We start from the raw sequence: 26,045 nt of genomic DNA, 5'->3' as shown, positions 1-26,045 counted from the left end.
CTGGATATTGAAGAATAACACTGCAATAAACGAAGTCATTTCATCAGAAAAGATAAGTTTAAATGTTTTTCTTAAATATGCTTGCAATACGCCTATCTTTTCTATATAATAATGAATGTTGTTCTGTGACGTTGCGATGATGTGAGAGGTTACTGGCACACCCGGCCCCTTTGCCATGGGAGAGTGGCTAGAAAATTTTCACGGAGTATGTCCGATAAAAAATTGGGCGATAGAAGGAGGGACTAAAATGGCAAAGCAAAAAATTCGTATTCGTTTGAAAGCTTACGACCACAGAATTCTTGATCAATCCGCGGAGAAAATTGTTGAAACAGCAAAACGTTCGGGTGCTGGTGTATCCGGTCCGATTCCGCTTCCTACTGAAAAACAAATCATTACTATTCTTCGTGCGGTGCACAAGTACAAGGATTCTCGGGAACAATTCGAACAACGTACACATAAACGTTTGATCGACATCGTTAACCCGACTCCACAAACTGTGGATGCCTTGATGCGCTTGGATCTGCCGTCCGGTGTAGATATCGAAATTAAATTGTAATATAGCTACAACAAAGACCATGTATAGAGGAAAAGAGGTGTCAACATGAAAGCAATCTTAGGAAAAAAACTCGGAATGACTCAAGTATTTACTCCTGAAGGTAACGTAGTTCCAGTAACGGTTATCGAAGCAGGCCCTTGTGTTGTTTTGCAAAAGAAAGACATTGAGAACGATGGCTACGAAGCAATTCAAATCGGTTACTCCGATAAGAAAGAGAAAAATGCTAACAAGCCAGAAGCAGGTCACGCTAAAAAAGCGAACACTGCCCCTAAGCGCTACGTTCGTGAAGTTCGCGGTATCAACATCGCAGAATATGAAGTTGGCCAAGAACTGAAAGCTGACATTTTCGCTGAAGGCGAATTCGTTGACGTAACGGGTGTATCTAAAGGTAAAGGTTTTGCCGGCGTTATCAAACGTTGGGGACAAAGCACTGGACCTATGTCACACGGTTCGCGTTACCACCGTGGCCCTGGTTCAATGGGTTCGATCCAAGCTAACCGCGTTCCTAAAGGCAAACGCCTGCCAGGACACATGGGACATGATACTGTTACAATCCAACGTCTTGAAGTAGTTAAAGTAGACGCTGAGCGTAACGTGTTGCTCGTGAAAGGTTCCATTCCTGGACCGAAAAACAGTCTCATTAAAGTTAAAGAAACGGTGAAAAAATAACCACTGAAGAAAGGAGGAACACAAAATGCCAAAAGTATCAGTTTACAATGTAGATGGTAGCCAAGTAGGCGAAGTTGAATTGAACGATGCGGTTTTCGGAATTGAGCCGAACCAACACGTTCTGTACGATGCAGTTCTTATGCAACGCGCTTCCCTTCGTCAAGGTACCCACAAAGTAAAAGGACGTTCTGAAGTACGTGGCGGTGGACGTAAGCCTTGGAAACAAAAAGGTACAGGTCGCGCTCGTCAAGGTTCAATTCGTTCACCACAATGGAAAGGCGGCGGTATCGTATTTGGTCCAACACCACGGAGCTATGCGTACAAACTGCCTAAGAAAGTTCGCCGCTTGGCGATCAAATCAGCCCTTTCATCCAAAGTGCTTGACAATGACATTATCGTTTTGGACGCTCTCACGTTGAGCACACCTAAAACTAAAGAATTCGCAGCCATCTTGAGTAACCTCAAAGTGGGACGTAAAGCTTTGATTGTAGCTCCTAGCTATGATGATAATGTAGCTCTTTCCGCACGGAATATTCCAGGCGTGAAATTCGTAGCTGCTGACGGCATTAATGTTCTTGACGTGCTTTCGCACGACAAATTGATCATTACGAAAGAAGCAGTTCAGAAGGTAGAGGAGGTGCTCGCGTAATGAAGGATCCTCGTGATATTGTAAAACGTCCGATTATTACGGAACGTACTGCTGACATGATGAACGACTTGAAATATGTATTTGAAGTCGATATCCGTGCAAACAAAACCGAGATCAAAAAGGCAGTAGAAGCTATTTTCAATGTAAAAGTGAAAAACGTGAACACGCTTCGTGTTCCAGCTAAGCCGAAACGGTACGGACGTTATTCCGGATATACTAGCGAATGGAAAAAAGCGTTTGTAACGCTGACAAAAGACAGCAAAACGCTTGAGTTCTTTGAAACTGTATAATTGAATTTTTGAAGTAAGGAGGGAAACCCAGTGCCAATCAAAAAGTATAAACCAACTTCCCCGGCAAGACGGAACATGTCCGTTTCTACATTTGAGGAAATCACCACAAATCAGCCGGAGAAATCGTTGTTGGCCCCGTTGAGCAAACAAGCAGGCCGCAACAACCAAGGTAAAATTACAGTTCGTCACCATGGTGGTGGACACAAACGTAAATACCGTATCATTGACTTCAAACGTACTAAAGATGGAATACCGGGCCGCGTTGCTACGATTGAGTATGACCCGAACCGTACATCCAACATCGCTCTGATTCACTATGCTGATGGTGAGAAACGTTATATCATCGCTCCTAAAGGTTTGAAAGTTGGAGATCAAGTATTCTCCGGACCTGAATCAGACATCAAAATCGGTAACGCACTGCCACTCGAAAACATTCCAGTAGGTACCGTTATCCACAACATCGAGTTGAAACCAGGTAAAGGCGGACAATTGGTTCGTGCTGCTGGTACAGAAGCTCAATTGCTTGGTAAAGAAGAAAAATACGTTTCCGTTCGTCTCTCTTCCGGAGAAGTTCGTCGTATTTTGAAAGTTTGCCGTGCGACAATCGGATCTGTTGGTAACCAAGACCACGAGCTCATCAAAATCGGTAAAGCCGGTCGTAGCCGTTGGTTGGGTAAACGTCCTGAGGTTCGTGGTGTAGTAATGAACCCTAACGATCACCCACACGGTGGTGGTGAAGGTCGTGCTCCAATCGGACGTAAATCGCCAATGTCACCATGGGGTAAACCTACTCTTGGTTACAAAACGCGTAAGAAAAATAAAGCTTCTGATAAATACATCATTCGCCGCCGCACGAAGTAATACACACTGTGCATAACTTCGTGAGGCATCTGCGGATGCATAATAGCTACGTTTGAAGGGAGGATCTCCACATGGGTCGCAGTTTGAAAAAAGGGCCATTCATTGATGGCTACATGCTCAAAAAGGTAGAAGAGATGGAAGCTTCAGGTAAGAAGAACGTAATCAAAACCTGGTCCCGTCGTTCTACAATTTTCCCACAATTCATCGGACACACATTTGGCGTTTACGATGGTCGTAAACACGTGCCAGTATATGTAACTGAGGACATGGTCGGACACAAACTGGGTGAGTTCGCTCCAACCCGTACGTACAAAGGCCATACTGATGATGATAAGAAAACAAGAAGATAAATGAACATCTTTAATGTTTGAGAGGAGGTTACACAATGGAAGCAAAAGCACATGCTAAGTTTATCCGGATTGCTCCTCGTAAAGTTCAACTCGTTGTTGACTTGATTCGCGGCAAGCAAGTAGGTGAGGCGGTTGCCATTCTCCGTCACACTCCGAAATCCGCTTCTCCAATCGTTGAGAAGTTGCTTAACTCCGCTATTGCGAATGCGGAACATAACTATTCTTTGGATGTTAACAACTTGGTTATCTCGCAAGCTTACGTGAACCAAGGACCGACAATGAAACGTTTCCGCCCTCGTGCAATGGGACGTGCAAGTCGTATTAACAAACGTACTAGCCACATTACTTTGGTGGTATCTGAGAAGTAGAAGGAGGGGAAATGTGTGGGCCAAAAGGTAAATCCAGTCGGACTCCGTGTCGGAATTATCCGTGACTGGGAATCTAAGTGGTATGCAGGCAAAGACTTCGGTGATCTTTTGATGGAAGACGTGAGAATTCGTGAATTCCTGAAAAATAAATTGAAAGACTCCGCTTTATCTCGTGTAGAAATTGAGAGAGCGGCTAACCGCGTAAACGTAACGATTCACACTGCTAAACCAGGTATGGTTATTGGTAAGGGTGGTTCGGAAGTTGAAAATCTTCGTAACCAAATTACGAAAATTGCTGGCGGTAAAAAAGTACACATCAACATTTCTGAAATTAAGAACCAAGACTTGGACGCTGTTCTTGTAGCTGAAAGCATTGCACAACAATTGGAACGTCGTGTTTCTTTCCGTCGTGCTCTGAAACAAGCAATTCAAAGAACTATGCGCTCCGGTGCTAAAGGTATCAAAACTCAAGTAGGCGGACGTCTTGGCGGTGCTGAGATCGCACGTTCTGAAGGCTACAGCGAAGGAACTGTTCCACTGCACACACTGCGTGCTGACATTGACTATGGTACAGCAGAGGCTCATACTACTTACGGACGTATCGGCGTAAAAGTATGGATCTATCGTGGAGAGGTTCTTCCTACGGCTAAGAAACAAGCTGCTAAGGAAGGAGGCAACTAATCATGTTGGTACCAAAACGTGTAAAACACCGTAAGCAACAACGTGGACATATGAAAGGCCAAGCTAAAGGCGGAACGACTCTGAACTTTGGCGAATACGGTCTGCAAGCTACGGAACCGGCTTGGATTACGAACCGTCAGATCGAAGCGGCTCGTATTGCGATGACTCGTTACATCAAACGTGGTGGTAAAGTTTGGATCAAAATTTTCCCAGACAAACCAATCACTCAAAAGCCTCTCGAGGTTCGGATGGGTAGCGGTAAAGGTAACGTAGAAAAATGGGTTGCAGTAGTGAAACCAGGTAAGATCATGTTTGAACTTGCTGGTGTACCGGAGGAAATTGCACGCGAAGCAATGCGTCTTGCCGCTCACAAACTGCCAATCAAAACGAAGTTCGTGAAACGTGAAGAATTGGGTGGTGAAGCAAATGAAAGCTAGTGAATTTCGCAACCTAACCTCTGCTGAAATCGAGCAAAAGATTGCCGGATTTAAAGAAGAACTCTTTAACCTCCGCTTTCAATTAGCTACCGGTCAGCTGGATAACCCGACTCGCATCCGTGATGTGCGGAAAGAAATAGCTCGTGCTAAAACCATTATCCGTGAGAGAGAATTGGGAATCGGTTAATTAGGGATAGGATGGACAATCCGTCCGTAATCAGGAAGGAGGCCAACAATGAGCGAAGAACGTAACGCACGTAAAGTGCAAACTGGTAAAGTGGTCAGCGATAAAATGGACAAAACAATTGTTGTTGCTGTAGAAACTTACAAAAAACACAACTTGTACCATAAACGCATTAAGGTTACTAAAAAATTCAAAGCACATGACGAAGAAAACACTGCGAAAATCGGTGACACGGTGAAAATCATGGAGACTCGTCCGCTTTCGAAAGATAAACGCTGGAGACTTACTGAAATCGTAGAAAAAGCGGTTATCATCTAATGCTCAGCAGCACTGCTGAAAGGAGGAATACTAAATGATTCAACCATTTACACGTTTGACTGTGGCTGACAACTCCGGTGCGAAGGAACTGATGTGTATCCGCGTACTCGGCGGTACGGGACGTCGTACAGCTCAAATCGGTGATCTGATCGTTTGTTCTGTTAAACAAGCAACACCAGGCGGCGTTGTCAAAAAAGGTGATGTAGTTAGAGCGGTTGTCGTTCGTACGAAACGTTCTGTACGTCGTAAAGACGGTTCCTACATCGGTTTTGATGAAAATGCAGCGGTTGTTGTAAAAGACGACAGAAGCCCACGTGGAACACGTATTTTCGGACCAGTTGCTCGCGAACTTCGCGATAAAGACTTCATGAAAATCGTTTCCTTGGCTCCAGAAGTAATCTAAAGCTTAATCTCGTGATGTTAGAAACAGGAGGTGTACGAAATGCCAAGAGTGAAAAAAGTTCTGGAATCCCATAACAACAAACTTCACGTTAAGAAGGAAGATACGGTTATGGTGATCAGCGGTAAAGACAAAGGTAAAAAAGGCCGTGTCATCGCTGCTTATCCTCGTGAGAACCGCGTCCTTGTGGAAGGTGTTAACATGGTGAAAAAACACCAGAAGCCTAACCAGCAAAATCCGCAAGGCGGCATTATCGAGAAGGAAGCTCCGATTCACGTTTCCAACGTAATGCACATCGATCCGAAGAGCGGAAAAGTAACCCGTGTAGGTTACAAAGTTTTGGATAACGGAAAGAAAGTGCGCGTTGCTAAACGTTCCGGAGAAATTATCGACTAATTGAACCGAATGAGAAAGGAGGGCTATGATTCATGGCATCAAGAATGAAAGAACGTTACCTGCAAGAAATCGCTCCTGCTTTGATGCAGAAGTTTAACTATACAACGGTAATGCAAGTGCCGAAAATCGAGAAAATCGTTATCAACATGGGTGTGGGCGACGCTGTCCAAAACTCCAAAGTGTTGGATTCCGCAGTAAGCGATTTGCAACTGATCGCAGGTCAAAAACCTGTAATCACTCGTGCTAAAAAATCTATCGCAGGATTCAAACTGCGTGAGAATATGCCTATCGGTGTTAAAGTAACATTGCGCGGCGAGCGTATGTACTTCTTCCTCGATAAACTGTTCAACGTTACGCTTCCTCGTGTCCGCGACTTCCGTGGTGTATCGAGCAAAGCTTTCGACGGACGTGGTAACTACACACTGGGTCTGAAAGAACAATTGATCTTCCCAGAGATCGAGTATGATAAAGTTGATAAAGTCCGCGGTATGGATATTGTCATCGTAACAACGGCGAAAACAGACGAAGAGTCCCGCGAATTGCTCACGCAAATGGGAATGCCTTTCGTTAAGTAATGTTGGCATAACGTTTCCGGGTGTCTGGAAAGACTCCCTTTTCTCCGAAATTATTTAGGAGGTGTCAGGCTAAGTGGCAAAAACTTCGATGAAAGTTAAACAACAACGTACACCTAAGTTTAAAGTACGTGCATATACACGCTGTGAGCGTTGCGGACGTCCACATTCGGTCCTGCAAAAGTTCAAAATTTGCAGAATTTGTTTCCGTGAATTAGCTTATAAAGGCCAGATCCCTGGCGTGAAAAAAGCAAGCTGGTAAAAAGTCCTGAACGGGAAGGAGGTTAACTCACAATGACTATGTCTGATCCAATTGCAGATATGCTTACTCGTATTCGTAACGCGAACACTGTTCGTCACGAAACGGTAGAAATGCCTGCTTCGACAATGAAAAAACAAATCGCCGATATCCTGAAGCGTGAAGGTTTCATCCGTGACGCTGAAGTTATCGATGATAACAAACAAGGGATTATCCGTGTTTTCCTGAAATACGGTCAAAATAACGAGCGCGTTATCACTGGTCTGAAAAGAATCAGTAAACCTGGTCTTCGTGTTTACACGAAAAGCAACGAAGTACCTCGTGTACTTGGTGGCCTGGGAATCGCGATCATCTCGACATCTAAAGGTATCATGACGGACAAAGAAGCTCGTCAATCGAAATCCGGCGGAGAAGTCGTTTGCTACGTTTGGTAATATAACGTCACAAGATAGGAGGTGCAACATATGTCTCGTATTGGTCGCAAACCAATCACAGTACCAAGTGGTGTAGACATCACCCTGGACAACACCGTTATTACGGTAAAAGGACCAAAAGGAACTTTGACTCGTGAGCTTCATAAAGACATGAAGGTTACAGTTGAAAATAACGAAATCACAGTTGTGCGTCCTTCCGATAACAAAACTCACCGTTCTTTGCACGGCACAACGCGTAGCGTTGTAAACAATATGGTGAGCGGCGTTACTGAAGGATTCGCGAAATCTCTGGAATTGGTTGGGGTCGGATATCGTGCAAGCAAATCCGGAGATAAAATCGTTCTAAACGTTGGTTACTCTCACCCGGTTGAAATTACACCGGAAGCGGGAATTGAATTCGAAGTACCTTCGAATACAAAAATCATCGTTCGCGGAATTGACAAAGAGCGTGTAGGTGCTTACGCTGCTAAAATCCGTTCCGTACGTGAGCCTGAGCCATACAAAGGTAAAGGTATTAAATATGAAGGCGAGCGTATCATCCGTAAGGAAGGTAAAGCCGGTAAGAAGAAATAAGATTTCTCTTACCGCCTTTGCGCGGCTTTCGGCTTGCTTGCTTCGTGTGTCTCTAATATACCCCGTGGCTTCTGCTTTGAAGCCAGCGAGGTAACCTGAAAGGAGTGAATCTTTGAGATGATTACGAAACCAGATAAAAATAAGGCTCGTCTGAAAAGACACCTTCGTGTTCGTAAGAAAATCCAAGGAACGGCAGCACGTCCTCGTTTGAACGTATTCCGTTCTGGTAAACATATGTATGCTCAAATCATCGATGATGTTGCTGGTGTAACAATCGCTTCTGCGTCTACTGTAGACAAAGAATTGAGCACTGACATCAAAAATGGTGCATCTGTTGAATCAGCTCGTAAAGTTGGCGAACTCGTTGCTAAACGTGCTAAAGATAAAGGTGTTTCCAACATCGTATTTGACCGTAGCGGTTATCTGTACCATGGTCGTATCGCAGCATTGGCTGAAGCGGCTCGTGAAGCAGGACTTGAGTTTTAAGATATTTTTCAAAAGGAGGTTAACGACTTGCGTGTAGATCCGAATACTTTGGAACTGACTGAAAGAGTTGTAAATATTAATCGCGTAGCTAAAGTAGTAAAAGGCGGACGCCGTTTCAGCTTTAGCGCACTGGTTGTAGTCGGCGACGGCAACGGCTGGGTTGGAGCTGGTATCGGTAAAGCGGGCGAAGTACCTGATGCAATTCGCAAAGGTATTGAAGACGCTAAGAAAAACCTTGTACACGTTCCACTCGTAGGAACATCGATTCCTCACTTGGTAACAGGTAAGTTCGGCGCAGGACGCGTGCTGTTGAAACCAGCATCTGAAGGTACTGGTGTTATCGCTGGTGGTCCTGTACGTGCGGTTCTCGAACTTGCTGGTGTAGGTGACATTTTGACAAAATCTCTGGGTTCTTCGAATTCCATGAACATGGTCAATGCGACTTTGGAAGGTTTGTCCCGTTTGAAGCGTGCTGAAGACGTGGCTAAACTGCGCGGAAAATCCGTCGAAGAGCTTCTGGGTTAAGGAGGGAATTCTCATGGCTAAATTAGAAATTACCCTCGTCCGCAGCTTGATCGGACGTCCGGAGACGCAAAGAACAACTGTGAAAACATTGGGTTTGCGCAAAATCAATAGCAAAGTGGTACAAAACGATAATCCTGCCATCCGTGGTATGATTAACAAAGTAAGCCACTTGGTTGCTGTTAAAGAAGTAGAAGCTTAAAAACGGGTTAATCCCACAAATCTTTAAGGAGGTGCAACGAACGATGAAGTTACATGAGCTTTCACCATCTCCTGGATCCCGCAAAGAACGTAAACGTCTTGGTCGCGGTCCAAGTAGTGGTACAGGTAAAACATCAGGTCGCGGTCACAAAGGACAAAATTCTCGTTCTGGCGGTGGAGTTCGTCCAGGCTTCGAAGGTGGACAAAATCCATTGTATCGTCGCTTGCCAAAACGTGGTTTTGTAAACCCAACTCGCAAAGAATATGCAGTTGTGAATACTGAAGACCTGAACAGTTTTGCTGCGGGTACTGAAGTAACTCCAGAATTCTTGATGACGAACGGCGTAGTTAAAAACGCTAAATCCGGAATCAAAATCCTGGGTAACGGTGATGTCACTGTGAAGCTGACTGTTAAAGCTAACAAGTTTTCTCAATCTGCTATTGAGAAAATTGAAGCTGCTGGCGGTACAACTGAGGTGATTTAATGTTCAAGACCCTAAAGAATATCTGGCGGGTTGAAGATCTGCGCAAAAGGGTATTATTTACCCTTTTTGTACTGATCATTTACCGCATCGGCTCCTTTGTCCCCGTGCCGGGAGTTAACAAAGATGTGTTCGAAGCGACAAATTCTGCGGGTAAAGAAGTTTTTGGACTTCTCAATACGTTCTCGGGTGGAGCGCTCTTCCAGTTCTCGATATTTGCGCTCGGGATCGTGCCTTACATCACTGCGTCTATCATAGTACAGTTGCTTTCCATGGACGTTATTCCTAAATTAGCGGAGTGGGCAAAGCAAGGTGAACAAGGTAAGAAGAAATCTGCACAGTTAACCCGTTATTTAACCATCGGGCTGGCATTGATTCAAGCGTTTGGTACGTCAATCGGATTCAACCGCTTGTACAATACAGAGATGGTGCCTAACGCTACATTTGCAGATTATATCTTGATCGCGATTGTACTTACGGCCGGTACTTCATTCCTGATGTGGCTTGGTGAGCAGATCACCGAGAAGGGCATAGGAAACGGGATTTCGATCTTGATCTTTGCGGGTATCCTATCTACGGTGCCTAACATTATCAAACAAACGATCGAATCTGACTTCATTCAACCTGACCAACTGTTTATGAATATTCTTAAAGGTGTTATCATCGCAATTGTTATTGTGTTGATCATCATAGGAGTCATTTACATTCAGCAGGCGATTCGGAAAATTCCTGTACAGTACGCTAAACGTGTCGTAGGTAACAAAATGTACGGTGGACAGAATACACATATCCCGCTGAAAATTAATGCAGCAGGTGTTATCCCTGTCATCTTTGCTTCATCGCTGTTGATGTTCCCAACGATCATCGCCAACTTCTGGGCAGATCGCCTCTGGGCACAGTGGATCGGACAGAACCTGACTACACACAAACCTCTGGGTATGTTGCTGTATGTCGTGATGATCTTCGGTTTCACATTCTTCTATACTTTTGTACAGATGAATCCACAGCAGATGGCTGATAATATGAAAAAGAACGGCGGTTACATCCCAGGCATTCGCCCGGGTAAAGCAACCGAGAAATATCTGACCCGTGTCATGACTCGTTTGACAATGGCCGGAGCCATCTTCTTGGCAGTCATTTCCGTTCTGCCTGTATTCTTAGGGGCACTTTCTGGTTTGCCTCAATCTGCGCAAATTGGAGGAACATCCCTCCTGATCGTTATCGGTGTTGCGCTGGATACGATGAAGCAAATCGAAAGCCAATTGATCAAACGCCACTACAAAGGTTTTATCAATAAATAGGCAATAGGTACCGGTCGAGTGAAGATTTACTTGCCGGCACCTATTGTGCTGTTTGTTGATGTAGGGTAGTCTTGGAGGGAGTGACATAACGTGAACATCCTATTCATGGGCCCTCCGGGGGCAGGAAAAGGAACGCAAGCAGACGTCATCGTGAAAGAGTTCGGTATTCCCCATATTTCAACAGGCGATGCATTTCGTCTCGCGATCAAACAGGGAACTCCCATTGGCATGAAAGCCAAGGAATATATGGATCAAGGATTGCTTGTACCAGATGATGTAACCATTGGCATCGTTGAAGAACGTTTGCAGCAGCCTGACTGCAGAGAAGGTTTCCTCTTGGACGGATTTCCAAGAACCCTTTCGCAAGCAGAAGCGCTCGATGGCATTCTGGATCGATTGAACTCAGGTCTCGATCATGTAATCAACCTGAAAGTGGATCGCAACAAATTGCTGGCTCGTTTGACGGGTCGTCGAATTTGTAAAAACTGTGGTTCCACTTATCATGTGGTATTCAATCCGCCTAAGCAGGAAGGTATTTGTGATAAATGCGCTGGTGAGTTGTATCAACGCTCTGATGATAATGAAGAGAGTGTAGGTACACGACTGGACGAGTATATCAACAAAACAGCACCACTCCTCACGTTCTATGAGACTAAAGGTCTTCTTCGTCAAATGAACGGAGAACAGGATATCGATCAAGTTTCTCAAGAAATCGTGTCCTTACTGAGAGGTTAATTGATGATCATTGGTAAGTCCGAAACGGAACTGGGCTTGATGAGGGAAGCAGGGAGAATTGTTGCGGAAACGCACCGTCTCTTGGCAGAGCATATCGCTCCCGGTATTACGACTGGAGAACTTGACCATATGGCCGATCAATATATCCGCAGTCAAGGAGCTGTGCCGTCTTTCAAAGGTTATAACGGTTTCCCTGCCAGTGTGTGCGCTTCAGTAAATGAAGAGTTGGTACATGGATTTCCCGGCAAACGCAAGTTGAACGAGGGCGATATCGTTACGTTTGACATTGGCGCGCAGTACCAGGGGTATCATGGAGATTCCGCCTGGACTTATCCGGTCGGCCGTATTTCCGAAGAAGCCCGTCGTCTTCTGGACGTTACCGAGGCTTCGTTATACGCAGGTCTGGCGCTGGTAAAACCGGACGTTCGCTTGTTTACAATATCTCATGCGATTCAGAAATATATTGAAGATGAAGGGTTCTCCGTAGTTCGTGAATATGTCGGTCACGGCATAGGCGCAGATCTGCACGAAGAACCACAGATTCCGAACTATGGTCTTCCCGATCGGGGACCACGGCTTAAAGCGGGCATGGTGCTGGCCATAGAGCCGATGGTTAACGTAGGTAGACGGTATGTGAAAACGTTGGAAGATAACTGGACTGTCGTCACGGTTGATGGTAAGTTATGTGCCCACTTTGAACACACCGTAGCAGTTACACCAGATGGTATGGAAATTTTCACGAAACTGAATGCGTAGGTGATGAGGCATGAACAGTCAGTCTAATCCGCAGCTCGGTCAACTTGTGAAGATCCGTAAAGGCCGCAATGCGGACCAAGCCGCAGTAATTGTTGCTATAGCGGACAGTAAGTTCGTATATATTGCGGATGGAGACAAACGTAAGTTTGATCAACCTAAGAAGAAGAATCTTCTTCATCTTGAACTCCAGCCCATGATTAGCAGCGAGGTTGTGAACAGTTTAAACGAGAGTGGTCGGGTGACAAATGGAAAGCTCCGTTACGCGGTTCATTCATTTCTGGAATCCACCAACATTCAAGCTGAAGAGAAAGGAGACTGACTAATGGCCAAGGAAGATGTCATTGAAGTGGAAGGTACGGTTCTCGAACCGCTACCGAATGCAACATTCAAGGTTGAGCTTGAGAACGGTCATCAAATTCTCGCTCACGTTTCCGGAAAACTGCGGATGCACTTTATCCGTATCCTGACTGGAGACAAAGTAGTTGTTCAGTTGTCGCCTTATGATTTAACAAAAGGTCGCATAACTTACCGTAAATAGTAGTAGACAGTTGCAATGAACTGTGAAGCTTATGTAGCGGGTTTTGCCCGGCAAAACTTGCGAAAGCTTCGAAGCCGGTTTTACAATAGTAGAACAAGGTCAATGCTTACGAAGAGGGTTTTGCTTAGCAAAACTTTGAGGAGGTAATTCACATGAAGGTAAGACCTTCGGTCAAGCCGATTTGCGAAAAATGCAAAGTCATTCGCCGCAAAGGGAATGTTATGGTTATCTGTGAAAATCCGAAACACAAACAAAAACAAGGTTAAAGAAGGGGGGGTAGCGTAAAATGGCACGTATAGCTGGTGTGGATTTGCCACGTGATAAGCGCGTTGAGATCGCCTTGACTTATATTTTCGGAATCGGTAAAACGACTTCCCAGAAAATTCTGAGCACAACAGGCATCAATCCGGACACTCGTGTTCGTGATTTGACGGAAGATGAAGTCAGCAAATTGCGTGAAAGTATCGATAAAGAGGTCAAAGTAGAAGGTGACCTGCGTCGAGAAATCTCTTTGAATATTAAACGTTTGACGGAGATCGGTTGTTACCGTGGAGTTCGTCATCGTCGTGGTCTGCCTGTTCGTGGACAACGTACGAAAACGAATGCTCGTACTCGTAAAGGTCCTCGTCGTACAGTAGCGAACAAGAAGAAATAATAAGGGGGGATAAGAGAAAATGGCTAAACCGAAAAAAGTCGTACGTACTAAACGTCGTGACCGTAAGAATATTGAATCTGGCGTGGCGCATATCCGTTCCACTTTCAATAACACTATCGTTACTATTACGGATCCTCACGGAAATGCAATTTCGTGGGCAAGCTCCGGCGGCCTCGGATTCAGAGGTTCCCGTAAATCGACTCCGTTTGCTGCACAAATGGCTGCTGAGACTGCTGCCAAAGCTGCAATGGAACATGGGATGAAAGCCGTTGAGGTTATGGTTAAAGGACCAGGCGCAGGCCGTGAAGCAGCGATCCGCTCTTTGCAAGCTGCTGGTCTTGAAGTTAACCTGATCAAAGACGTAACTCCAGTCCCGCATAACGGATGCCGTCCTCCAAAACGTCGTCGTGTCTAATGAGATTTGCCCCTGCGTGTGGTATATTTCCGGCACAATCTGCTAATAATGGTTGTTTAGGCATACTACTACATGTTTTCGCAAGAGAAGGTAAATGTTTCATAGAGGACCGACGTTTTGAAGGAGGGGTATTGCAGTGATTGAAATCGAAAAGCCGAAAATTGAGACGGTAGACGTCAACGATGATGGCACCTATGGGAAATTCGTAGTAGAACCGCTTGAGCGCGGATACGGTACGACGCTTGGAAACTCGCTTCGCCGAATCTTGCTCTCGTCACTGCCGGGTGCGGCAGTGTCTTCGGTTCAAATCGATGGCGTTCTGCATGAATTTGCTACAGTTCCTGGCGTAATGGAAGATGTAACGGAGGTTATTCTTAACCTGAAAGCTTTGTCGCTTAAGATTCATTCGGACGAGGAGAAAGTGCTCGAGATTGATGCTGAAGGCGAAGGAGCAATTACGGCTGGAGATATCCGTGCTGACTCCGATGTGGAAATCCTTAACCCGGATTTGCACATTGCTACGCTCGGACCAGGTTCGAGACTTCACATGCGTATTTTTGCCAATCGCGGTCGCGGCTACGTCCAGGCAGATCGGAATAAACGCGATGACCAGCCGATCGGCGTCATCCCAGTCGATTCCATCTTCACCCCGATCAGTCGCGTTAACTACGCTGTGGAAAATACGCGTGTCGGTCAAGTGACCAACTATGACAAGCTCACGTTGGAAGTTTGGACTGATGGAAGTATTCGTCCTGAAGAGGCTGTAAGCCTCGGCGCTAAAATTTTGACTGAGCATCTGATGCTCTTCGTGGGTCTTACAGACGAAGCGAAAGATGCAGAGATCATGGTCGAAAAAGAAGAAGACAAAAAAGAAAAAGTACTCGAAATGACGATCGAAGAGCTGGATCTCTCTGTTCGTTCCTACAACTGCCTCAAACGTGCCGGTATTAATACCGTGCAAGAGCTGACTACGAAAACGGAAGAAGACATGATGAAAGTCCGTAACCTCGGACGCAAGTCTTTGGAAGAAGTTCAAGAGAAGCTTGAGGAACTTGGTTTGGGACTCCGTACAGAAGAATAGACAGCCGAGTGCTTGAAGTGAAGGAGGGAAAACAATGGCATACCAAAAGTTGGGCCGTAATTCCAGCGCACGTAAAGCTTTGTTCCGTGACCTGGTAACCGACCTGTTCTTATACGAACGCATTCAGACAACTGAAGCGAAAGCAAAAGAGGTTCGCTCTATTGCTGAAAAACTGATCACTAAAGCGAAAAAGGGAGATCTTCATGCCCGTCGCCAAGTGGCAGCTTATGTTCGCCGCGAAACTATCGATGGTGAGCAAGATGCAATCCAAAAACTGTTTAGCGAATTGTCCGGTCGTTACGCTGAGCGTCCAGGTGGATACACTCGTATCTTGAAACTGGGACCTCGTCGTGGTGACGCAGCGCCAATGGTTTACTTGGAACTGGTAGACCGCGCGTAAAACAGATGAGATGAGGAAAGGGGACAGAATCAACGATTCTGGATTAACCCTTTTTTTCTCTTCATTTCGGAATTCGTGCTGTAATAGAAGCTCCGTAAGGGGCTTCTTTTGCTGTTCGGGATAGGGATATGTATAGTATGGAACAAAGGTGTGGTAATAATGCGGAACTTATGTATGACGTTAACTTATGATGGCACTGCCTATTACGGCTTCCAAGTACAGCCGGGTGGGAATACCATTCAGGATCATCTTGAAGATGCGATTCGTGCTTTAACCGGTGAGAAGGTTAAAATTACAGGTTCAGGCCGAACAGATGCAGGTGTTCACGCCCGCAGACAAATCTTCAATTTTCCTACGGAGTCCCAGATCCCGATTGAACGTTGGTGTATTGCACTCAACTCCAGATTACCCTCCGATATTGTCGTTATTGATGCGATTGAAGTTTCGGCTGATTTTCATTCTCGCTATGCAGCGAAAAAGAAAACGTATCGTTATACAGTCAATGCGAATCAATTCCCGGATGTATTCAACAGAAGATTGCAATATCATCATCATGCGAAGCTTGATATTATGGCAATGCAGGAGGGCTTACGACATTTCATAGGGACGTATGATTTCACCTCTTTTGCTTCACGCAAGTCTCAAAAAGAGAATCATGTCCGTTCGGTATACGAAGCATGGATGGAAGTGGACCGATCAATGTGCAGAGACCATCCACGCGATCAGGGTGTCATTCACATTTATGTGAGTGGTAACGGCTTTTTGCAGCATATGGTTCGTATTATTGTTGGGACACTGCTGGAGATCGGAGAGGGCAAACGGAAAGCCTCTGATGTACCAAATATGATTGCTGCATGCAATCGATCTGCTGCAGGACCTACTGCAGTTAGCTGCGGTTTAATGCTCTGGGATCTTGAATACAAAAAAGATTAAATTTGGTGAGTGAAAAGCTTAATTAACACTTGCGATTTAATCGCCTATCATGTAATATAAAAGTTGTGTTTTCTTAATGGCTTTCCCACAGCCCCAATTAAGAGGTTCACATCAAATTTACAATCCATCAACACCTAAAGTTATAACTTAACGAACGAAGATAAATGAAAATGATGATTTTGAACATTTTAAGGAGGAACTTTTCATGCGTACTACGTACATGGCGAAGCCTAACGAAGTTGAGCGCCAATGGCACATCATTGATGCTGAAGGCAAAACCCTCGGACGTTTGGCGAGCGAAGCAGCTGCTTTGATTCGCGGCAAACATAAGCCACAATTCACTCCACATGTGGACACTGGCGATTTCGTTGTTATCATCAATGCTGAGAAAATCGTATTGACTGGTAAGAAAATGCAAGGTAAAAAATACTACCGTCACTCTATGCACCCAGGTGGTTTGAAAGTAACTACTGCTGAAGAGATGGTTAAAAACAAACCTGAGCGTATGTTGGAATTGGCTGTTCGCGGTATGCTTCCTAAAACTCGCATGGGCGAGAAAATGAAGTTGAGACTTAAAGCGTACAGAGGCACTGAGCATCCACATGCAGCACAAAAACCAGAAGTTTACGAACTTCGCGGTTAATTAAAAGGAGGACAGTTTCATGGCACAAGTACAATACTATGGGACAGGTCGTCGTAAACATTCGGTAGCACGTGTTCGCCTTGTACCGGGTGAAGGACGCATTGTCATCAATAAACGTGATATTAATGAATACTTCGGTTTGGAAACACTCAAACTGATCGTAAAACAACCACTGAACTTGACAGAAACGCTCAACAACTATGACGTTCTTGTTATTGCTCATGGTGGCGGAATCTCCGGTCAAGCCGGCGCAATCCGTCATGGTATCTCCCGCGCTCTGTTGAAAGCAGATCCGGAATACCGTGCATCCCTGAAAAAAGCAGGATTCCTGACTCGTGACCCACGTATGAAAGAGCGTAAAAAATACGGTCTTAAAGCGGCTCGTCGCGCACCTCAGTTCTCCAAACGTTAATATTAAAAGCCTTTGGCCTCGGTCAAAGGCTTTTTTATATATTCATGACGATTCAGCCTTATACAGTATCTGTTTTTGTAATATCTCTGATATCCCTCCACATGCTTGTGCATTTTTCCTTCATTGCCTTTTCAATCTTCTTTTAATGTCCCTCAATACAGCCCTATAATATGTACGTTAATACATCTACATCTTACTGAACCTCTTTAATCTTTTTAGATCATTCTTTTTTCGCTTACCCATCACTCACTACACGATCAACACCTTCTTATAAAATCATCAATTGGCGCTCACGCTGGATTTCTTAAAGCATTTGGTTTACTGGTTTTGCACTTAATGCTTTACTGCAGCAAGCCTCATCAGTATTTCTTATAGAAACGATAAAAGTCCCTTACATATCAATCGCTATATGTCGTCACTCACCTCCCTTTAAAACTTCATCTTCTTTTTCTTTATTTTTAATCGACTAGTCATTTTTTGATGCTGCTTTTGCCTGCAAGAACTGTCCAAACCTAGCGGCAGCAAAACTTTCCAAGCCGAAGAGATGTATTATCATCTGACCAATGACTTGGACCAACATCATTGTTTTTGTCTCATGAACTGAGAAATGGATAAATTGAACCAGAATATTGTGTTAGAGCGACAATCAAAAATGGGCAAAAACTGATTTATTTTACCATATGGCAGGCATTGACATCCGCATTGAAAGATTTATACTAAACATAATTCATATTAGATTAGTCGGCTTTAAGATGTATTGAAATGCAGAATGGGGGAAATTCACAGATGAACTTGTTGGAGAAAGAAGAATTGGCACGGACGAAGGCAGAGGAACTGGAACATGCTAGTCCAGAGGATATTATTCGTTATGCTATTGAAACATTTCCTAATATCACTTTTGCATGTAGCTTTGGTGCGGAAGATGTTGTACTTGTAGATATGTTGCAGAAGATCAGCCCATCCACAGATATTTTTTATCTGGATACTGATTTCCACTTCAAAGAAACATATGAAACACGTGATAAGATGCAAGAGAACTACAACCTTGAATTTGTACGCGTGTCACCTAAGATTACTCCGGAAGAGCAGGCAGCTCAACACGGTGAAGAGTTGTGGAAGTCTGATCCCAATGCGTGCTGTAACATTCGCAAAGTCGAACCGTTAACACGAATTCTTTCTCAGTATGATGCATGGATTACAGGTATTCGTAGAGATCAAGCACCAACTCGTGCAAACTCCAAGAAGGTTGAGTATGATTCAAAATTTGGCCTGATGAAGTTTAATCCGATTGCACATTGGACGACGGAGGATGTATGGCAATATATTCGTGACAATAACGTTGTATATAATCCTCTACATGATCAGAACTACCCGAGTATTGGCTGTGAGCATTGCACACGTCAGGTTATGCCTGGCGAGGACCCTCGTGCTGGACGCTGGTCTGGTAATGATAAAACGGAATGTGGCCTTCATAAATAATAGATACACAAGGAACTGACAAGATGACATCGATTCTGCCACATGGAGGTACGCTGGTTCAGCGTATCGTACAAGGAGAAGAACGGGAGCAATTGTTGCAAGACAGTAAACACTTATCCTCTTTGCGTATTAATACCTGGACGATATCAGATTTGGATCTGATTGGTGTGGGTGCGTTCTCACCACTTGAAGGTTTCTTGAATGAGGAAGATTACCTTTCGGTGGTGTCTCGCATGCGTCTCGCCGATGGAACAGCCTGGAGTATACCAATCACACTTGCTGTTGACGATAAACAAGCCGCATCCATCCAGATTGGTGAACGTGTGAAACTTGTTGGTGATCAAGATGGAGTCACTTATGGATTGCTTGAAGTCCAAAGTATATACCAGGTGGATCAGGGTGAAGAAGCCCGGCGTGTATTCAAAACAGATGATCCCGAGCGTCCTGGTGTTGAAAAACTGTTGGAGCGCCCTGCAACATACGTAGGAGGTCCAATCCAAGTGTTGAACCGTCCAAAACCTTCGAAATTTGAAGAATTCTATTATGATCCTGCAGATACCCGGAAGATTTTTCAGGAGAAGGGTTGGAAGACGGTAGTTGGTTTTCACACACTTAATCCGGTCCATCGGGCTCATGAGTACATCCAGAAGAGCGCTATGGAATTTGCAGACGCACTCTTCCTGAATCCGCTTGTGGGAGAGACGAAGTCCGACGATGTTCCCGCAGATGTTCGGATGAAGAGTTATCTGGTATTACTGGAGAACTATTACCCGGCTGATCGTGCGTTTCTTGGTGTGTTCCCCGCAGCCATGCGGTATGCCGGTCCACGTGAAGCTATTTCCATGCGATGGTTCGCAAAAATTACGGGTGTACCCACTTTATTGTTGGTCGTGACCATGCGGGTGTGGGTGAATATTATGGAACATATGAAGCACAGGAGATCTTTACTAACTTTACAGCAGAGGAACTGGGGATCACACCGCTGTTCTTCGAACATACTTTCTTCTGTACCAAATGTGGAAACATGGCATCCAGCAAAACTTGTCCACATGATAAAGAACATCATATGGCGCTTTCCGGCACCAAAGTACGCGGGTTGCTCCGTGACGGCCAGTGCCCTCCACCTGAATTTACACGTCCTGAGGTAGCTGAGGTGCTGATTGAAGGAATGGCGGAGCAAGTCCGGTCCTAGCGGTATATTTGTCCATCTTGTCCCATATAGATGATTAGAGTCATTTATAGGGACGAGGTGGTTTTTTTATGCGTAAAAATATGGGGAAACACTTTGTAGTCTGGATTAGGCTAAAAACACTCAAAAGGGTCATGCTGAGTCTCTGTCTGCTGGCCATGTTAGTGGCGGTAATGTCCTATGAGCTGCCTTCCGCCAAGACGTCAGGTTATTGGAGTTTGCCGATGGCGGGTAAAGTCATTGCCATTGATGCAGGACACGGAGGTCCAGATGGAGGAGCGGTAAGTAAACAGGGGGTTATTGAAAAAGATATCAACCTGTCTATCGCCCTGTATGTGAGAGATTATTTGCAACAGGCAGGGGCCTTAGTGGTGATGACACGAGAAATAGACACTGATTTGGCGGAATCGGACACCAAGGGGTACTCCAAACGCAAGACGGAAGATCTGAAACAAAGAGTACGGCGGATAGAGGATAAGCAAGCAGATCTCTTTATTAGCATTCACATGAACAGTGTCCCTTCCAACCGATGGAGTGGAGCGCAGGTTTTCTATACAACTAACCATCCGGATAACGAAGGTTTGGCTAATCTGCTTCAACAAGAGATGGTTCGTAATCTGGAGAATACAGATCGAATCGCAAAAACGGTGAATACGGTTTATCTGTTACAGGCTCTGAAGATCCCTTCAGCGTTGGTAGAAGTGGGTTTCCTTTCTCATCCGGAAGAGGCACGTATGCTTGCCGACGAAGCTTATCAACGCAAGGTAGCTGCTTCAATCTATAATGGAATTCTTAGATATTCCTCAGGAGAACGGCCTAAAAGTTAGTCAGAACAAGAAAGGTAATGATATAATTGGATCAGCATACCTAATTACATGCCAATAGATAAAGCTGAGGTGCTGTCTGATGTTATCAAAAGAACAGATACTTGAACTATTACAGCCATTACAAGAACCGCAATTGGGAGTAAGTCTGACCGAACTGGAATGGGTTCGAGATATTATGGTGAAAGAAAATCATGTGGCTCTGACCATAGTGACACTGGAAAATCGACCTGAGGATACAACAGCCTTGAGTGATGCAGCGCGTAATCTGTTGTCCCAGCACGGACTGAAGGATGTACATATTCGTGTGCGTGCAGCTTCTGAGCATGATCGTGAGAGCCTGAATATGGGACAACCCGATGATGAGCCAGATCGGGAAGAAGTGCTCGTAAAAGGTCACGCAGCGGGTCTAGATGGACATGAGTTGTTAAGTCCTGAATCAGGTGTTCGTTTTATTGCTGTGGCCAGTGGTAAAGGTGGCGTTGGTAAATCAACGGTAACCGTTAATCTCGCTGCAGCATTGGCACGACAAGGCAAGAAAGTGGGCTTGATTGATGCGGATATCTATGGCTTCAGTGTACCCGACATGATGGGGATTGAAGAATATCCGGTCGTTGAAGATGGCGTTATTCAACCGGTTGAACGTTTCGGCGTTAAAGTCATGTCGATGGGCTTCTTTATTCGGGAGAATAATCCGGTAATCTGGCGTGGACCCATGTTAGGTAGGATGTTGCGTCAATTCTTTACGGATGTCCAGTGGGGCGAATTGGATTATATATTACTGGATTTGCCACCAGGAACGGGAGATGTTGCTTTGGATGTGCATCAGATGTTGCCACAGAGCAAGGAAATAATCGTTACCACGCCGCATGCAACAGCAGCTTTTGTCGCAGCGCGTGCGGGTGCGATGGCCATTCAGACCGACCATGAGTTACTTGGTGTGGTTGAGAATATGGCTTACTATGAGTGTGGCAGTTGCGGAGAGAAGGATTATGTCTTTGGTCGTGGAGGCGGGGGAAGACTTGCGGAAAGTCTGCATACAAGCTTGCTTGCCCAGATTCCATTAGGCACACCGGATAATCATCCTTCCGAGCCTGATTTTTCACCTTCTGTATACAAAGCAGGTTCCCGTATAGGGGCTATCTACGATGAAGTTGCCCGGTCCATTGAATCCAAATTCTAATGGTATGAGTGTTATAAATACAAATAAAGCCTGCGTCCACCATTCGGATGCAGGCTTTTCAGTTTCTGTAATATACCAACATCTACTGTTTATGAACCTCCACCGCTGCCAGAATCTCCACTTCCACCATCTCCGCCATCACTACCACCTTCGCCCTGACCCTCTTGCTGTCCGCCTTGCTCTTGCCCCTGTTGTCCGCCACTTTCCACTTTAGGTTGCAATTCGTCCTGTACTACCTTCTTGAGCAAAGTGAGTACTTCCATGCGGAACAACGGGTTTTGCATCACTTCCTGCATGACAGTCATCGTCTGTTTACGATAATCCGGAGTCTTCGTCATATCCATGAACATCTTGGATACCTCAGGTGACTTCATGATGGCTTCAACAGACTTTTGATATGTGGGATCTTTAATCAATTGCATATGAAGCTGTTTACTTTGTGCGTTGATCACTTTGGCAAATTCACCCGCAAACTGCGGATCAGTCATGATCTTTTCGAACTCCTTCTTATATTCGGGAGCTGTGATGGTATCTTTTACTGCAATACGTATTTGTTCCGAAGATTGCACAGGCATTAACATTTTCATACCAATGGATCCTGAAGCGCCACCCGAACCGCCGCCTTCTTCAGAACCGCTGCTTCCGCTAGATGAGCTTTGACCTGTAAGAGCTTCCTCCACCGCTTTCTTGCCTTCGTCACTTTTCAAAATATCTACAACCATTGTTTTCATCTCTTTATAACTGCCCTGAGGAGGCGAAGAACTCTGATCTGAACCGCAGCCGGCAAGCATGACGGATAGCCCCAGTACGACACAGCATAGCTGCCACAAAGGCCGTTTCATGTGTACAATCCCTCCTTGATTAGATACTGGATGTAGTATGTGATGGGAAAGGGGGAAATATGTTGAGCAATGATGGTTTTTTGCTGAGAAGGTTGGTAAAATAAACACTCGGGGGTGGAAAACTTTTGAATTTACGTAGATGGTTTTTCCTGTTTTGGACAGCCTTGCTTATCGGGGCCGCGGGAGCATTGGGTACAGGATTGATTATGATGCTGGTGAACGGGGAGAAAACAAATGGATTAAATGATTTTCTTCTGTATCTTTTGATCCTATTTGGATCAGGGGTTATGATCAGCGTGTATTCACAAATGGGTTTCTTTGCATATCTGATATTGAATTATATGGGTAAAGGTGTATTTCCAAAGCGCGGTTGGCAGATCGTGCAGATTGTACTAACGGTGTTAGCCCTGCTTGACGTGATGTTCTTACGCCTGTTTGTTGGGGGAGACCGGGAGCGCATATCGGATATTGTGTTAGGTATCATTATTTTGGCAGCCGCAATTGTTACCGCTTACGTTAAAGTAAAGCTCACTCATATCTCCGCGCTTGTACCTACACTCTTTTTCATGATTGCCGTCACCATAGTGGAGACGATTGGCGTATTACGTATTGATGTGAATGCTGCAACCATATTTATTGTGGTTCCCTTGCTCTTATGTAATGCATACCAAATGCTGATATTGCACAGGCTGGTGGATGTATCTACGAACCGGAGTGCAAGTGGAAAGGCAGAACAGTTGAAAGAAAGCCGAGCATAGTATTCGTTTTGCATAAAAACATACCAAAAAGAGCTAACCTGGTTAGCTCTTTTCAACTTTTACACTCTTATTTGAGCTGTAGCTCAAGCAATCTACCAATTATTGACCGCTGGCTTGGTCACGAACTTCTTTGCCCTCGACACTGGAATGGTTCAGCAATTCCGAGACAGTAACGAATTCATATCCTTGATTTTTCAATTTGTCGATAATGACAGGCAGTGCTTCATGAGTTTGTTTAGAAGAATCGCTTGCATGCAACAGTACGATGTCCCCTGGATGTGCTTTGCTTACTACGCGATCAACAATCGTCTGTACACCCGGGTTTTTCCAATCCAAGGAGTCGGTATCCCACTGCACAACCTGATAATTCAGACTATTGGCTACCTGAAGCACTCGCTTGTCAAAGTCCCCGTTGGGCAGACGTATTAATTTCGGTTCTTTTCCCGTTAAATCGGTTAAAATGCTATGAGCTGTCGAAATTTCTTTGCGAATTTCTTCCTCGGTCAGGCTGCTGTAGTTCTCATGTCTGTGACCATGGCTGCCAATTTCATATCCAGCCTCTTTGATCGCAGTAACAATTTCGGGGTGTGTCTTGCTCCAGGGGGAGGAAAGGAAAAAGGTTGCCTTCTGCACTTTATTCTCCTGAAGAACTTTCAGAATCGGCTCCGTCCGTTTATCTCCCCAGCTAATGTCAAAGGTAAGTGCAATTACCTTCTTCTCGGTTGGAACGCTGTAGACGGCTGATGGTGCTTCCTCCGAGAATACGGAGACATTGCCACTCTCCAGATAAATAATACCGATCGCAAAGATGGCAGCAACGAGGACAATCAGGTACCGTTTAATCTTTTTGCCGCTAAATACATAGAACGAGTTCATTTCAATAAGCGCCCCTCTCCCATAAGAAATGCTTGTTTACTCTCCAATGTATGCTCGTACTCCCCAGTTATTCGTAACGGAACCTTGTTTGTCCATCATTTTAGATTCTACAGGAGGTTATTATGTTAAAATTCAGTACATTTCTTAGAGATCTTGGTTCCATCCGCAGTGCATTAATCTGGTCCGTAGTTTTATTTGCTGTTGGTATAGGGGCAGGATGGGTGAGTACAGGGCCACTGGAAGAACTATTGTTGAACCAAATCGGAGGATTACGTGAAGTCAGTGAACGGCTGGAGCAGGGGGGCAATGTGCAGTGGAACTTCTTCCTGTTCATCTTTTTCAATAATGCCATCAAAAGTGTACTTGTCATCTATGCCGGCATATTTTTCGGTATTCTGCCTGTTATCTTCCTGCTGATCAATGGGATGGTCCTTGGATTTGTGGTGCACACCACGATGAATTATGGGGCAAGCTTCTATGATATTGTGGTTAAAGGTTTACTTCCGCATGGCATTATTGAGATTCCGGTCATTATTATTGCTTGCGCCTTCGGACTGAAGTTTGGTGGTCTGGTTATCAAAAGCCTTGTACAACTTGGAAGTGACAAGCGAAATACGATGGGTACCCGGTGGAGAGCATTCATGAATAGGACGTTAACGGCATCTTTCTGGGTTGTCATCTTGCTTCTGGTTGCAGCAATCATCGAAAGCACACTTACGTATACTCTGGTGAGAGGATAAAATTTTGTGATGGTTGGCATTCATAAATTTTCAGAAAGTTGACCATAACAATAAAACGGGTTCCAGTAGCACTACAAAAAGCGAATGCACGAGGTGCTGCATGGAACTTCTGTAAGTGTGATAAAGAGGCTATGCACAAAAAGGAGAACTCTAATGCTGGGTATGTTGTTTAACGAGAAGGAATGCAAGGAACTAGACTATGTGCTGCGTAAAGAATTAGATGAAATGCTGTTCGATCTGAGTGATAATCGTCTTGACCAAGAGATCAAATATGCTATCGCGAGCCGATATAAGACTGTGTTCCGCATGTATGCACGCTTTGCCCCGCCAAAAGAGTTGTCCAAGTATGCAAGAGGTGGGAAGCTAAAAAAGTCGAAGCCGTAATGCTGAAGTTGGTCATATATTCGATTTACAATAGTGGAAGTGAGGTGCGGCTCTTAATAGTGGGTGCTGTACCTCTGAACCATGAGAATGTGAAATTGTTAAGGGGTTCATACTTTTTGTCGAAAAAGGGTTGACCTATCTGATTTCATATGGTAAATTAATTTTCGTTCCTTTTTTAGGAGCGGTTCACTGAAACAAGCACGAAAATAAAGC

Annotated in this window: 42 protein-coding genes and 1 pseudogene; 41 read left to right on the top strand and 2 right to left on the bottom strand. The window is 44.8% G+C overall.

Annotation, left to right across the window (positions count from 1 at the left end; all coding sequences use genetic code 11):
- Positions 1-247: 247 nt before the first annotated feature.
- The 38 genes and pseudogenes from rpsJ (at position 248) to NZ043_RS05545 (ending at position 22,232) form a co-directional block, all read left to right on the top strand.
- Positions 248-556 carry a 30S ribosomal protein S10 gene (rpsJ, locus tag NZ043_RS05730; protein ID WP_017692074.1) on the top strand — a complete coding sequence of 103 codons (309 nt, stop codon included), beginning with the start codon at positions 248-250 and terminating at the stop codon, positions 554-556.
- Between the two features lie 45 nt (positions 557-601).
- The gene (rplC, locus tag NZ043_RS05725; protein ID WP_053779208.1) at positions 602-1,225 is read left to right on the top strand and encodes a 50S ribosomal protein L3; all 624 of its coding nucleotides are present in this window, start codon (positions 602-604) and stop codon (positions 1,223-1,225) included.
- A gap of 25 nt (positions 1,226-1,250) precedes the next feature.
- A complete protein-coding gene (gene rplD / locus NZ043_RS05720) occupies positions 1,251-1,874 on the top strand; it encodes a 50S ribosomal protein L4 (RefSeq protein WP_017692076.1) in 624 nt (207 codons plus the stop codon).
- Positions 1,874-2,164 carry a 50S ribosomal protein L23 gene (gene rplW, locus NZ043_RS05715; RefSeq protein ID WP_017692077.1) on the top strand — a complete coding sequence of 97 codons (291 nt, stop codon included), beginning with the start codon at positions 1,874-1,876 and terminating at the stop codon, positions 2,162-2,164. Before rplD ends, rplW begins: the two co-directional genes overlap by 1 nt.
- Before the next feature lie 30 nt (positions 2,165-2,194).
- A complete protein-coding gene (gene rplB / locus NZ043_RS05710) occupies positions 2,195-3,025 on the top strand; it encodes a 50S ribosomal protein L2 (RefSeq protein ID WP_017692078.1) in 831 nt (276 codons plus the stop codon).
- Positions 3,026-3,096: 71 nt separating this feature from the next.
- On the top strand, positions 3,097-3,375 hold the full coding sequence (gene rpsS / locus NZ043_RS05705; protein ID WP_062836183.1) for a 30S ribosomal protein S19: 279 nt from the start codon (positions 3,097-3,099) through the stop codon (positions 3,373-3,375).
- Positions 3,376-3,410: 35 nt separating this feature from the next.
- Positions 3,411-3,743 carry a 50S ribosomal protein L22 gene (rplV, locus tag NZ043_RS05700; RefSeq protein WP_024633583.1) on the top strand — a complete coding sequence of 111 codons (333 nt, stop codon included), beginning with the start codon at positions 3,411-3,413 and terminating at the stop codon, positions 3,741-3,743.
- Between the two features lie 15 nt (positions 3,744-3,758).
- Entirely contained in the window at positions 3,759-4,424 is a 666-nt protein-coding gene (gene rpsC / locus NZ043_RS05695; protein ID WP_076216858.1) for a 30S ribosomal protein S3, read from the top strand.
- A 2-nt stretch (positions 4,425-4,426) separates the two neighbouring features.
- Positions 4,427-4,861: a 50S ribosomal protein L16 gene (gene rplP, locus NZ043_RS05690; RefSeq protein ID WP_017692082.1), complete on the top strand. Its 435-nt coding sequence runs from the start codon at positions 4,427-4,429 to the stop codon at positions 4,859-4,861.
- A complete protein-coding gene (gene rpmC, locus NZ043_RS05685) occupies positions 4,851-5,048 on the top strand; it encodes a 50S ribosomal protein L29 (RefSeq protein ID WP_017692083.1) in 198 nt (65 codons plus the stop codon). Before rplP ends, rpmC begins: the two co-directional genes overlap by 11 nt.
- 48 nt (positions 5,049-5,096) lie before the next feature.
- Positions 5,097-5,363 carry a 30S ribosomal protein S17 gene (gene rpsQ, locus NZ043_RS05680; RefSeq protein ID WP_017692084.1) on the top strand — a complete coding sequence of 89 codons (267 nt, stop codon included), beginning with the start codon at positions 5,097-5,099 and terminating at the stop codon, positions 5,361-5,363.
- Between the two features lie 34 nt (positions 5,364-5,397).
- Positions 5,398-5,766: a 50S ribosomal protein L14 gene (rplN, locus tag NZ043_RS05675; protein WP_017692085.1), complete on the top strand. Its 369-nt coding sequence runs from the start codon at positions 5,398-5,400 to the stop codon at positions 5,764-5,766.
- Positions 5,767-5,805: 39 nt separating this feature from the next.
- Positions 5,806-6,159: a 50S ribosomal protein L24 gene (gene rplX / locus NZ043_RS05670; protein WP_017692086.1), complete on the top strand. Its 354-nt coding sequence runs from the start codon at positions 5,806-5,808 to the stop codon at positions 6,157-6,159.
- Between the two features lie 32 nt (positions 6,160-6,191).
- On the top strand, positions 6,192-6,734 hold the full coding sequence (gene rplE / locus NZ043_RS05665) for a 50S ribosomal protein L5 (protein WP_062836185.1): 543 nt from the start codon (positions 6,192-6,194) through the stop codon (positions 6,732-6,734).
- Positions 6,735-6,807: 73 nt separating this feature from the next.
- Positions 6,808-6,993 (top strand): type Z 30S ribosomal protein S14, encoded by a 186-nt coding sequence (locus NZ043_RS05660; RefSeq protein WP_013312154.1) that lies wholly within the window; start codon positions 6,808-6,810, stop codon positions 6,991-6,993.
- Positions 6,994-7,025: 32 nt separating this feature from the next.
- Positions 7,026-7,424: a 30S ribosomal protein S8 gene (rpsH, locus tag NZ043_RS05655; protein ID WP_017692088.1), complete on the top strand. Its 399-nt coding sequence runs from the start codon at positions 7,026-7,028 to the stop codon at positions 7,422-7,424.
- A 30-nt stretch (positions 7,425-7,454) separates the two neighbouring features.
- Positions 7,455-7,997, top strand: a complete 543-nt coding sequence (gene rplF, locus NZ043_RS05650) for a 50S ribosomal protein L6 (protein WP_017692089.1) — start codon at positions 7,455-7,457, stop codon at positions 7,995-7,997.
- A gap of 117 nt (positions 7,998-8,114) precedes the next feature.
- Positions 8,115-8,483: a 50S ribosomal protein L18 gene (gene rplR, locus NZ043_RS05645; RefSeq protein ID WP_017692090.1), complete on the top strand. Its 369-nt coding sequence runs from the start codon at positions 8,115-8,117 to the stop codon at positions 8,481-8,483.
- Positions 8,484-8,510: 27 nt separating this feature from the next.
- Entirely contained in the window at positions 8,511-9,008 is a 498-nt protein-coding gene (rpsE, locus tag NZ043_RS05640) for a 30S ribosomal protein S5 (RefSeq protein ID WP_017692091.1), read from the top strand.
- Positions 9,009-9,021: 13 nt separating this feature from the next.
- Positions 9,022-9,207 carry a 50S ribosomal protein L30 gene (gene rpmD, locus NZ043_RS05635; protein WP_017692092.1) on the top strand — a complete coding sequence of 62 codons (186 nt, stop codon included), beginning with the start codon at positions 9,022-9,024 and terminating at the stop codon, positions 9,205-9,207.
- Between the two features lie 43 nt (positions 9,208-9,250).
- Positions 9,251-9,691, top strand: coding sequence for a 50S ribosomal protein L15 (gene rplO, locus NZ043_RS05630; protein WP_017692093.1), 441 nt, complete (start codon positions 9,251-9,253; stop codon positions 9,689-9,691).
- Positions 9,691-10,989, top strand: a complete 1,299-nt coding sequence (gene secY / locus NZ043_RS05625; RefSeq protein ID WP_047841120.1) for a preprotein translocase subunit SecY — start codon at positions 9,691-9,693, stop codon at positions 10,987-10,989. The genes rplO and secY overlap by 1 nt, the downstream gene beginning before the upstream one ends.
- Positions 10,990-11,079: 90 nt before the next feature.
- A complete protein-coding gene (locus NZ043_RS05620; protein WP_036607188.1) occupies positions 11,080-11,724 on the top strand; it encodes an adenylate kinase in 645 nt (214 codons plus the stop codon).
- Positions 11,725-11,727: 3 nt separating this feature from the next.
- Complete coding sequence (map, locus tag NZ043_RS05615) at positions 11,728-12,480, top strand: type I methionyl aminopeptidase (RefSeq protein WP_036607191.1); 753 nt, start codon at positions 11,728-11,730, stop codon at positions 12,478-12,480.
- 10 nt (positions 12,481-12,490) lie between these two features.
- The gene (locus NZ043_RS05610; RefSeq protein ID WP_091039171.1) at positions 12,491-12,799 is read left to right on the top strand and encodes a KOW domain-containing RNA-binding protein; all 309 of its coding nucleotides are present in this window, start codon (positions 12,491-12,493) and stop codon (positions 12,797-12,799) included.
- Between the two features lie 3 nt (positions 12,800-12,802).
- Entirely contained in the window at positions 12,803-13,018 is a 216-nt protein-coding gene (gene infA, locus NZ043_RS05605; protein ID WP_017692098.1) for a translation initiation factor IF-1, read from the top strand.
- Positions 13,019-13,170: 152 nt separating this feature from the next.
- Positions 13,171-13,284: a 50S ribosomal protein L36 gene (rpmJ, locus tag NZ043_RS05600; RefSeq protein ID WP_003333770.1), complete on the top strand. Its 114-nt coding sequence runs from the start codon at positions 13,171-13,173 to the stop codon at positions 13,282-13,284.
- A 20-nt stretch (positions 13,285-13,304) separates the two neighbouring features.
- A complete protein-coding gene (rpsM, locus tag NZ043_RS05595; RefSeq protein WP_062329455.1) occupies positions 13,305-13,673 on the top strand; it encodes a 30S ribosomal protein S13 in 369 nt (122 codons plus the stop codon).
- A 19-nt stretch (positions 13,674-13,692) separates the two neighbouring features.
- A complete protein-coding gene (gene rpsK / locus NZ043_RS05590) occupies positions 13,693-14,088 on the top strand; it encodes a 30S ribosomal protein S11 (protein WP_017692100.1) in 396 nt (131 codons plus the stop codon).
- A 136-nt stretch (positions 14,089-14,224) separates the two neighbouring features.
- Positions 14,225-15,169, top strand: coding sequence for a DNA-directed RNA polymerase subunit alpha (locus NZ043_RS05585; protein WP_017692101.1), 945 nt, complete (start codon positions 14,225-14,227; stop codon positions 15,167-15,169).
- Positions 15,170-15,203: 34 nt separating this feature from the next.
- Positions 15,204-15,569, top strand: coding sequence for a 50S ribosomal protein L17 (gene rplQ / locus NZ043_RS05580; protein WP_017692102.1), 366 nt, complete (start codon positions 15,204-15,206; stop codon positions 15,567-15,569).
- A 159-nt stretch (positions 15,570-15,728) separates the two neighbouring features.
- On the top strand, positions 15,729-16,502 hold the full coding sequence (gene truA / locus NZ043_RS05575; RefSeq protein ID WP_076216861.1) for a tRNA pseudouridine(38-40) synthase TruA: 774 nt from the start codon (positions 15,729-15,731) through the stop codon (positions 16,500-16,502).
- A gap of 205 nt (positions 16,503-16,707) precedes the next feature.
- Positions 16,708-17,145, top strand: a complete 438-nt coding sequence (gene rplM / locus NZ043_RS05570) for a 50S ribosomal protein L13 (RefSeq protein ID WP_024633564.1) — start codon at positions 16,708-16,710, stop codon at positions 17,143-17,145.
- Positions 17,146-17,164: 19 nt separating this feature from the next.
- A complete protein-coding gene (gene rpsI / locus NZ043_RS05565; RefSeq protein WP_017692105.1) occupies positions 17,165-17,557 on the top strand; it encodes a 30S ribosomal protein S9 in 393 nt (130 codons plus the stop codon).
- Between the two features lie 786 nt (positions 17,558-18,343).
- Positions 18,344-19,036, top strand: coding sequence for a phosphoadenylyl-sulfate reductase (locus NZ043_RS05560; protein WP_091039173.1), 693 nt, complete (start codon positions 18,344-18,346; stop codon positions 19,034-19,036).
- A gap of 23 nt (positions 19,037-19,059) precedes the next feature.
- A pseudogene (gene sat / locus NZ043_RS05555) lies at positions 19,060-20,228 on the top strand (sulfate adenylyltransferase).
- A 68-nt stretch (positions 20,229-20,296) separates the two neighbouring features.
- On the top strand, positions 20,297-21,052 hold the full coding sequence (gene cwlD / locus NZ043_RS05550; protein ID WP_133387520.1) for an N-acetylmuramoyl-L-alanine amidase CwlD: 756 nt from the start codon (positions 20,297-20,299) through the stop codon (positions 21,050-21,052).
- 79 nt (positions 21,053-21,131) lie between these two features.
- Positions 21,132-22,232, top strand: a complete 1,101-nt coding sequence (locus NZ043_RS05545; RefSeq protein WP_091039175.1) for an Mrp/NBP35 family ATP-binding protein — start codon at positions 21,132-21,134, stop codon at positions 22,230-22,232.
- A gap of 89 nt (positions 22,233-22,321) precedes the next feature.
- Here NZ043_RS05545 and gerD read toward each other — a convergent pair whose 3' ends face one another.
- Positions 22,322-23,074 carry a spore germination lipoprotein GerD gene (gene gerD, locus NZ043_RS05540; protein ID WP_133387519.1) on the bottom strand — a complete coding sequence of 251 codons (753 nt, stop codon included), beginning with the start codon at positions 23,072-23,074 and terminating at the stop codon, positions 22,322-22,324.
- A 125-nt stretch (positions 23,075-23,199) separates the two neighbouring features.
- Here gerD and NZ043_RS05535 point away from each other — a divergent pair, with 125 nt between their 5' ends.
- Positions 23,200-23,832: a KinB-signaling pathway activation protein gene (locus NZ043_RS05535; protein WP_133387518.1), complete on the top strand. Its 633-nt coding sequence runs from the start codon at positions 23,200-23,202 to the stop codon at positions 23,830-23,832.
- A 99-nt stretch (positions 23,833-23,931) separates the two neighbouring features.
- Here the strand turns inward: NZ043_RS05535 and pdaB are convergent, their stop codons facing one another.
- Positions 23,932-24,708, bottom strand: a complete 777-nt coding sequence (gene pdaB, locus NZ043_RS05530) for a polysaccharide deacetylase family sporulation protein PdaB (RefSeq protein WP_124118831.1) — start codon at positions 24,706-24,708, stop codon at positions 23,932-23,934.
- A 122-nt stretch (positions 24,709-24,830) separates the two neighbouring features.
- Between pdaB and NZ043_RS05525 the strand changes: the two genes are divergently transcribed.
- Positions 24,831-25,448 (top strand): stage II sporulation protein M, encoded by a 618-nt coding sequence (locus NZ043_RS05525; protein WP_133387517.1) that lies wholly within the window; start codon positions 24,831-24,833, stop codon positions 25,446-25,448.
- Positions 25,449-25,601: 153 nt separating this feature from the next.
- Positions 25,602-25,832 (top strand): hypothetical protein, encoded by a 231-nt coding sequence (locus tag NZ043_RS05520; protein ID WP_017692114.1) that lies wholly within the window; start codon positions 25,602-25,604, stop codon positions 25,830-25,832.
- Positions 25,833-26,045 lie beyond the last annotated feature (213 nt).

The sequence above is a fragment of the Paenibacillus sp. FSL k6-2145 genome, from assembly GCF_037976585.1.
In the GTDB taxonomy this organism is placed as follows: domain Bacteria; phylum Bacillota; class Bacilli; order Paenibacillales; family Paenibacillaceae; genus Paenibacillus.
Note: the sequence above shows the minus strand (reverse complement) of the source record. Positions and strands in the feature narration are given on the sequence as shown.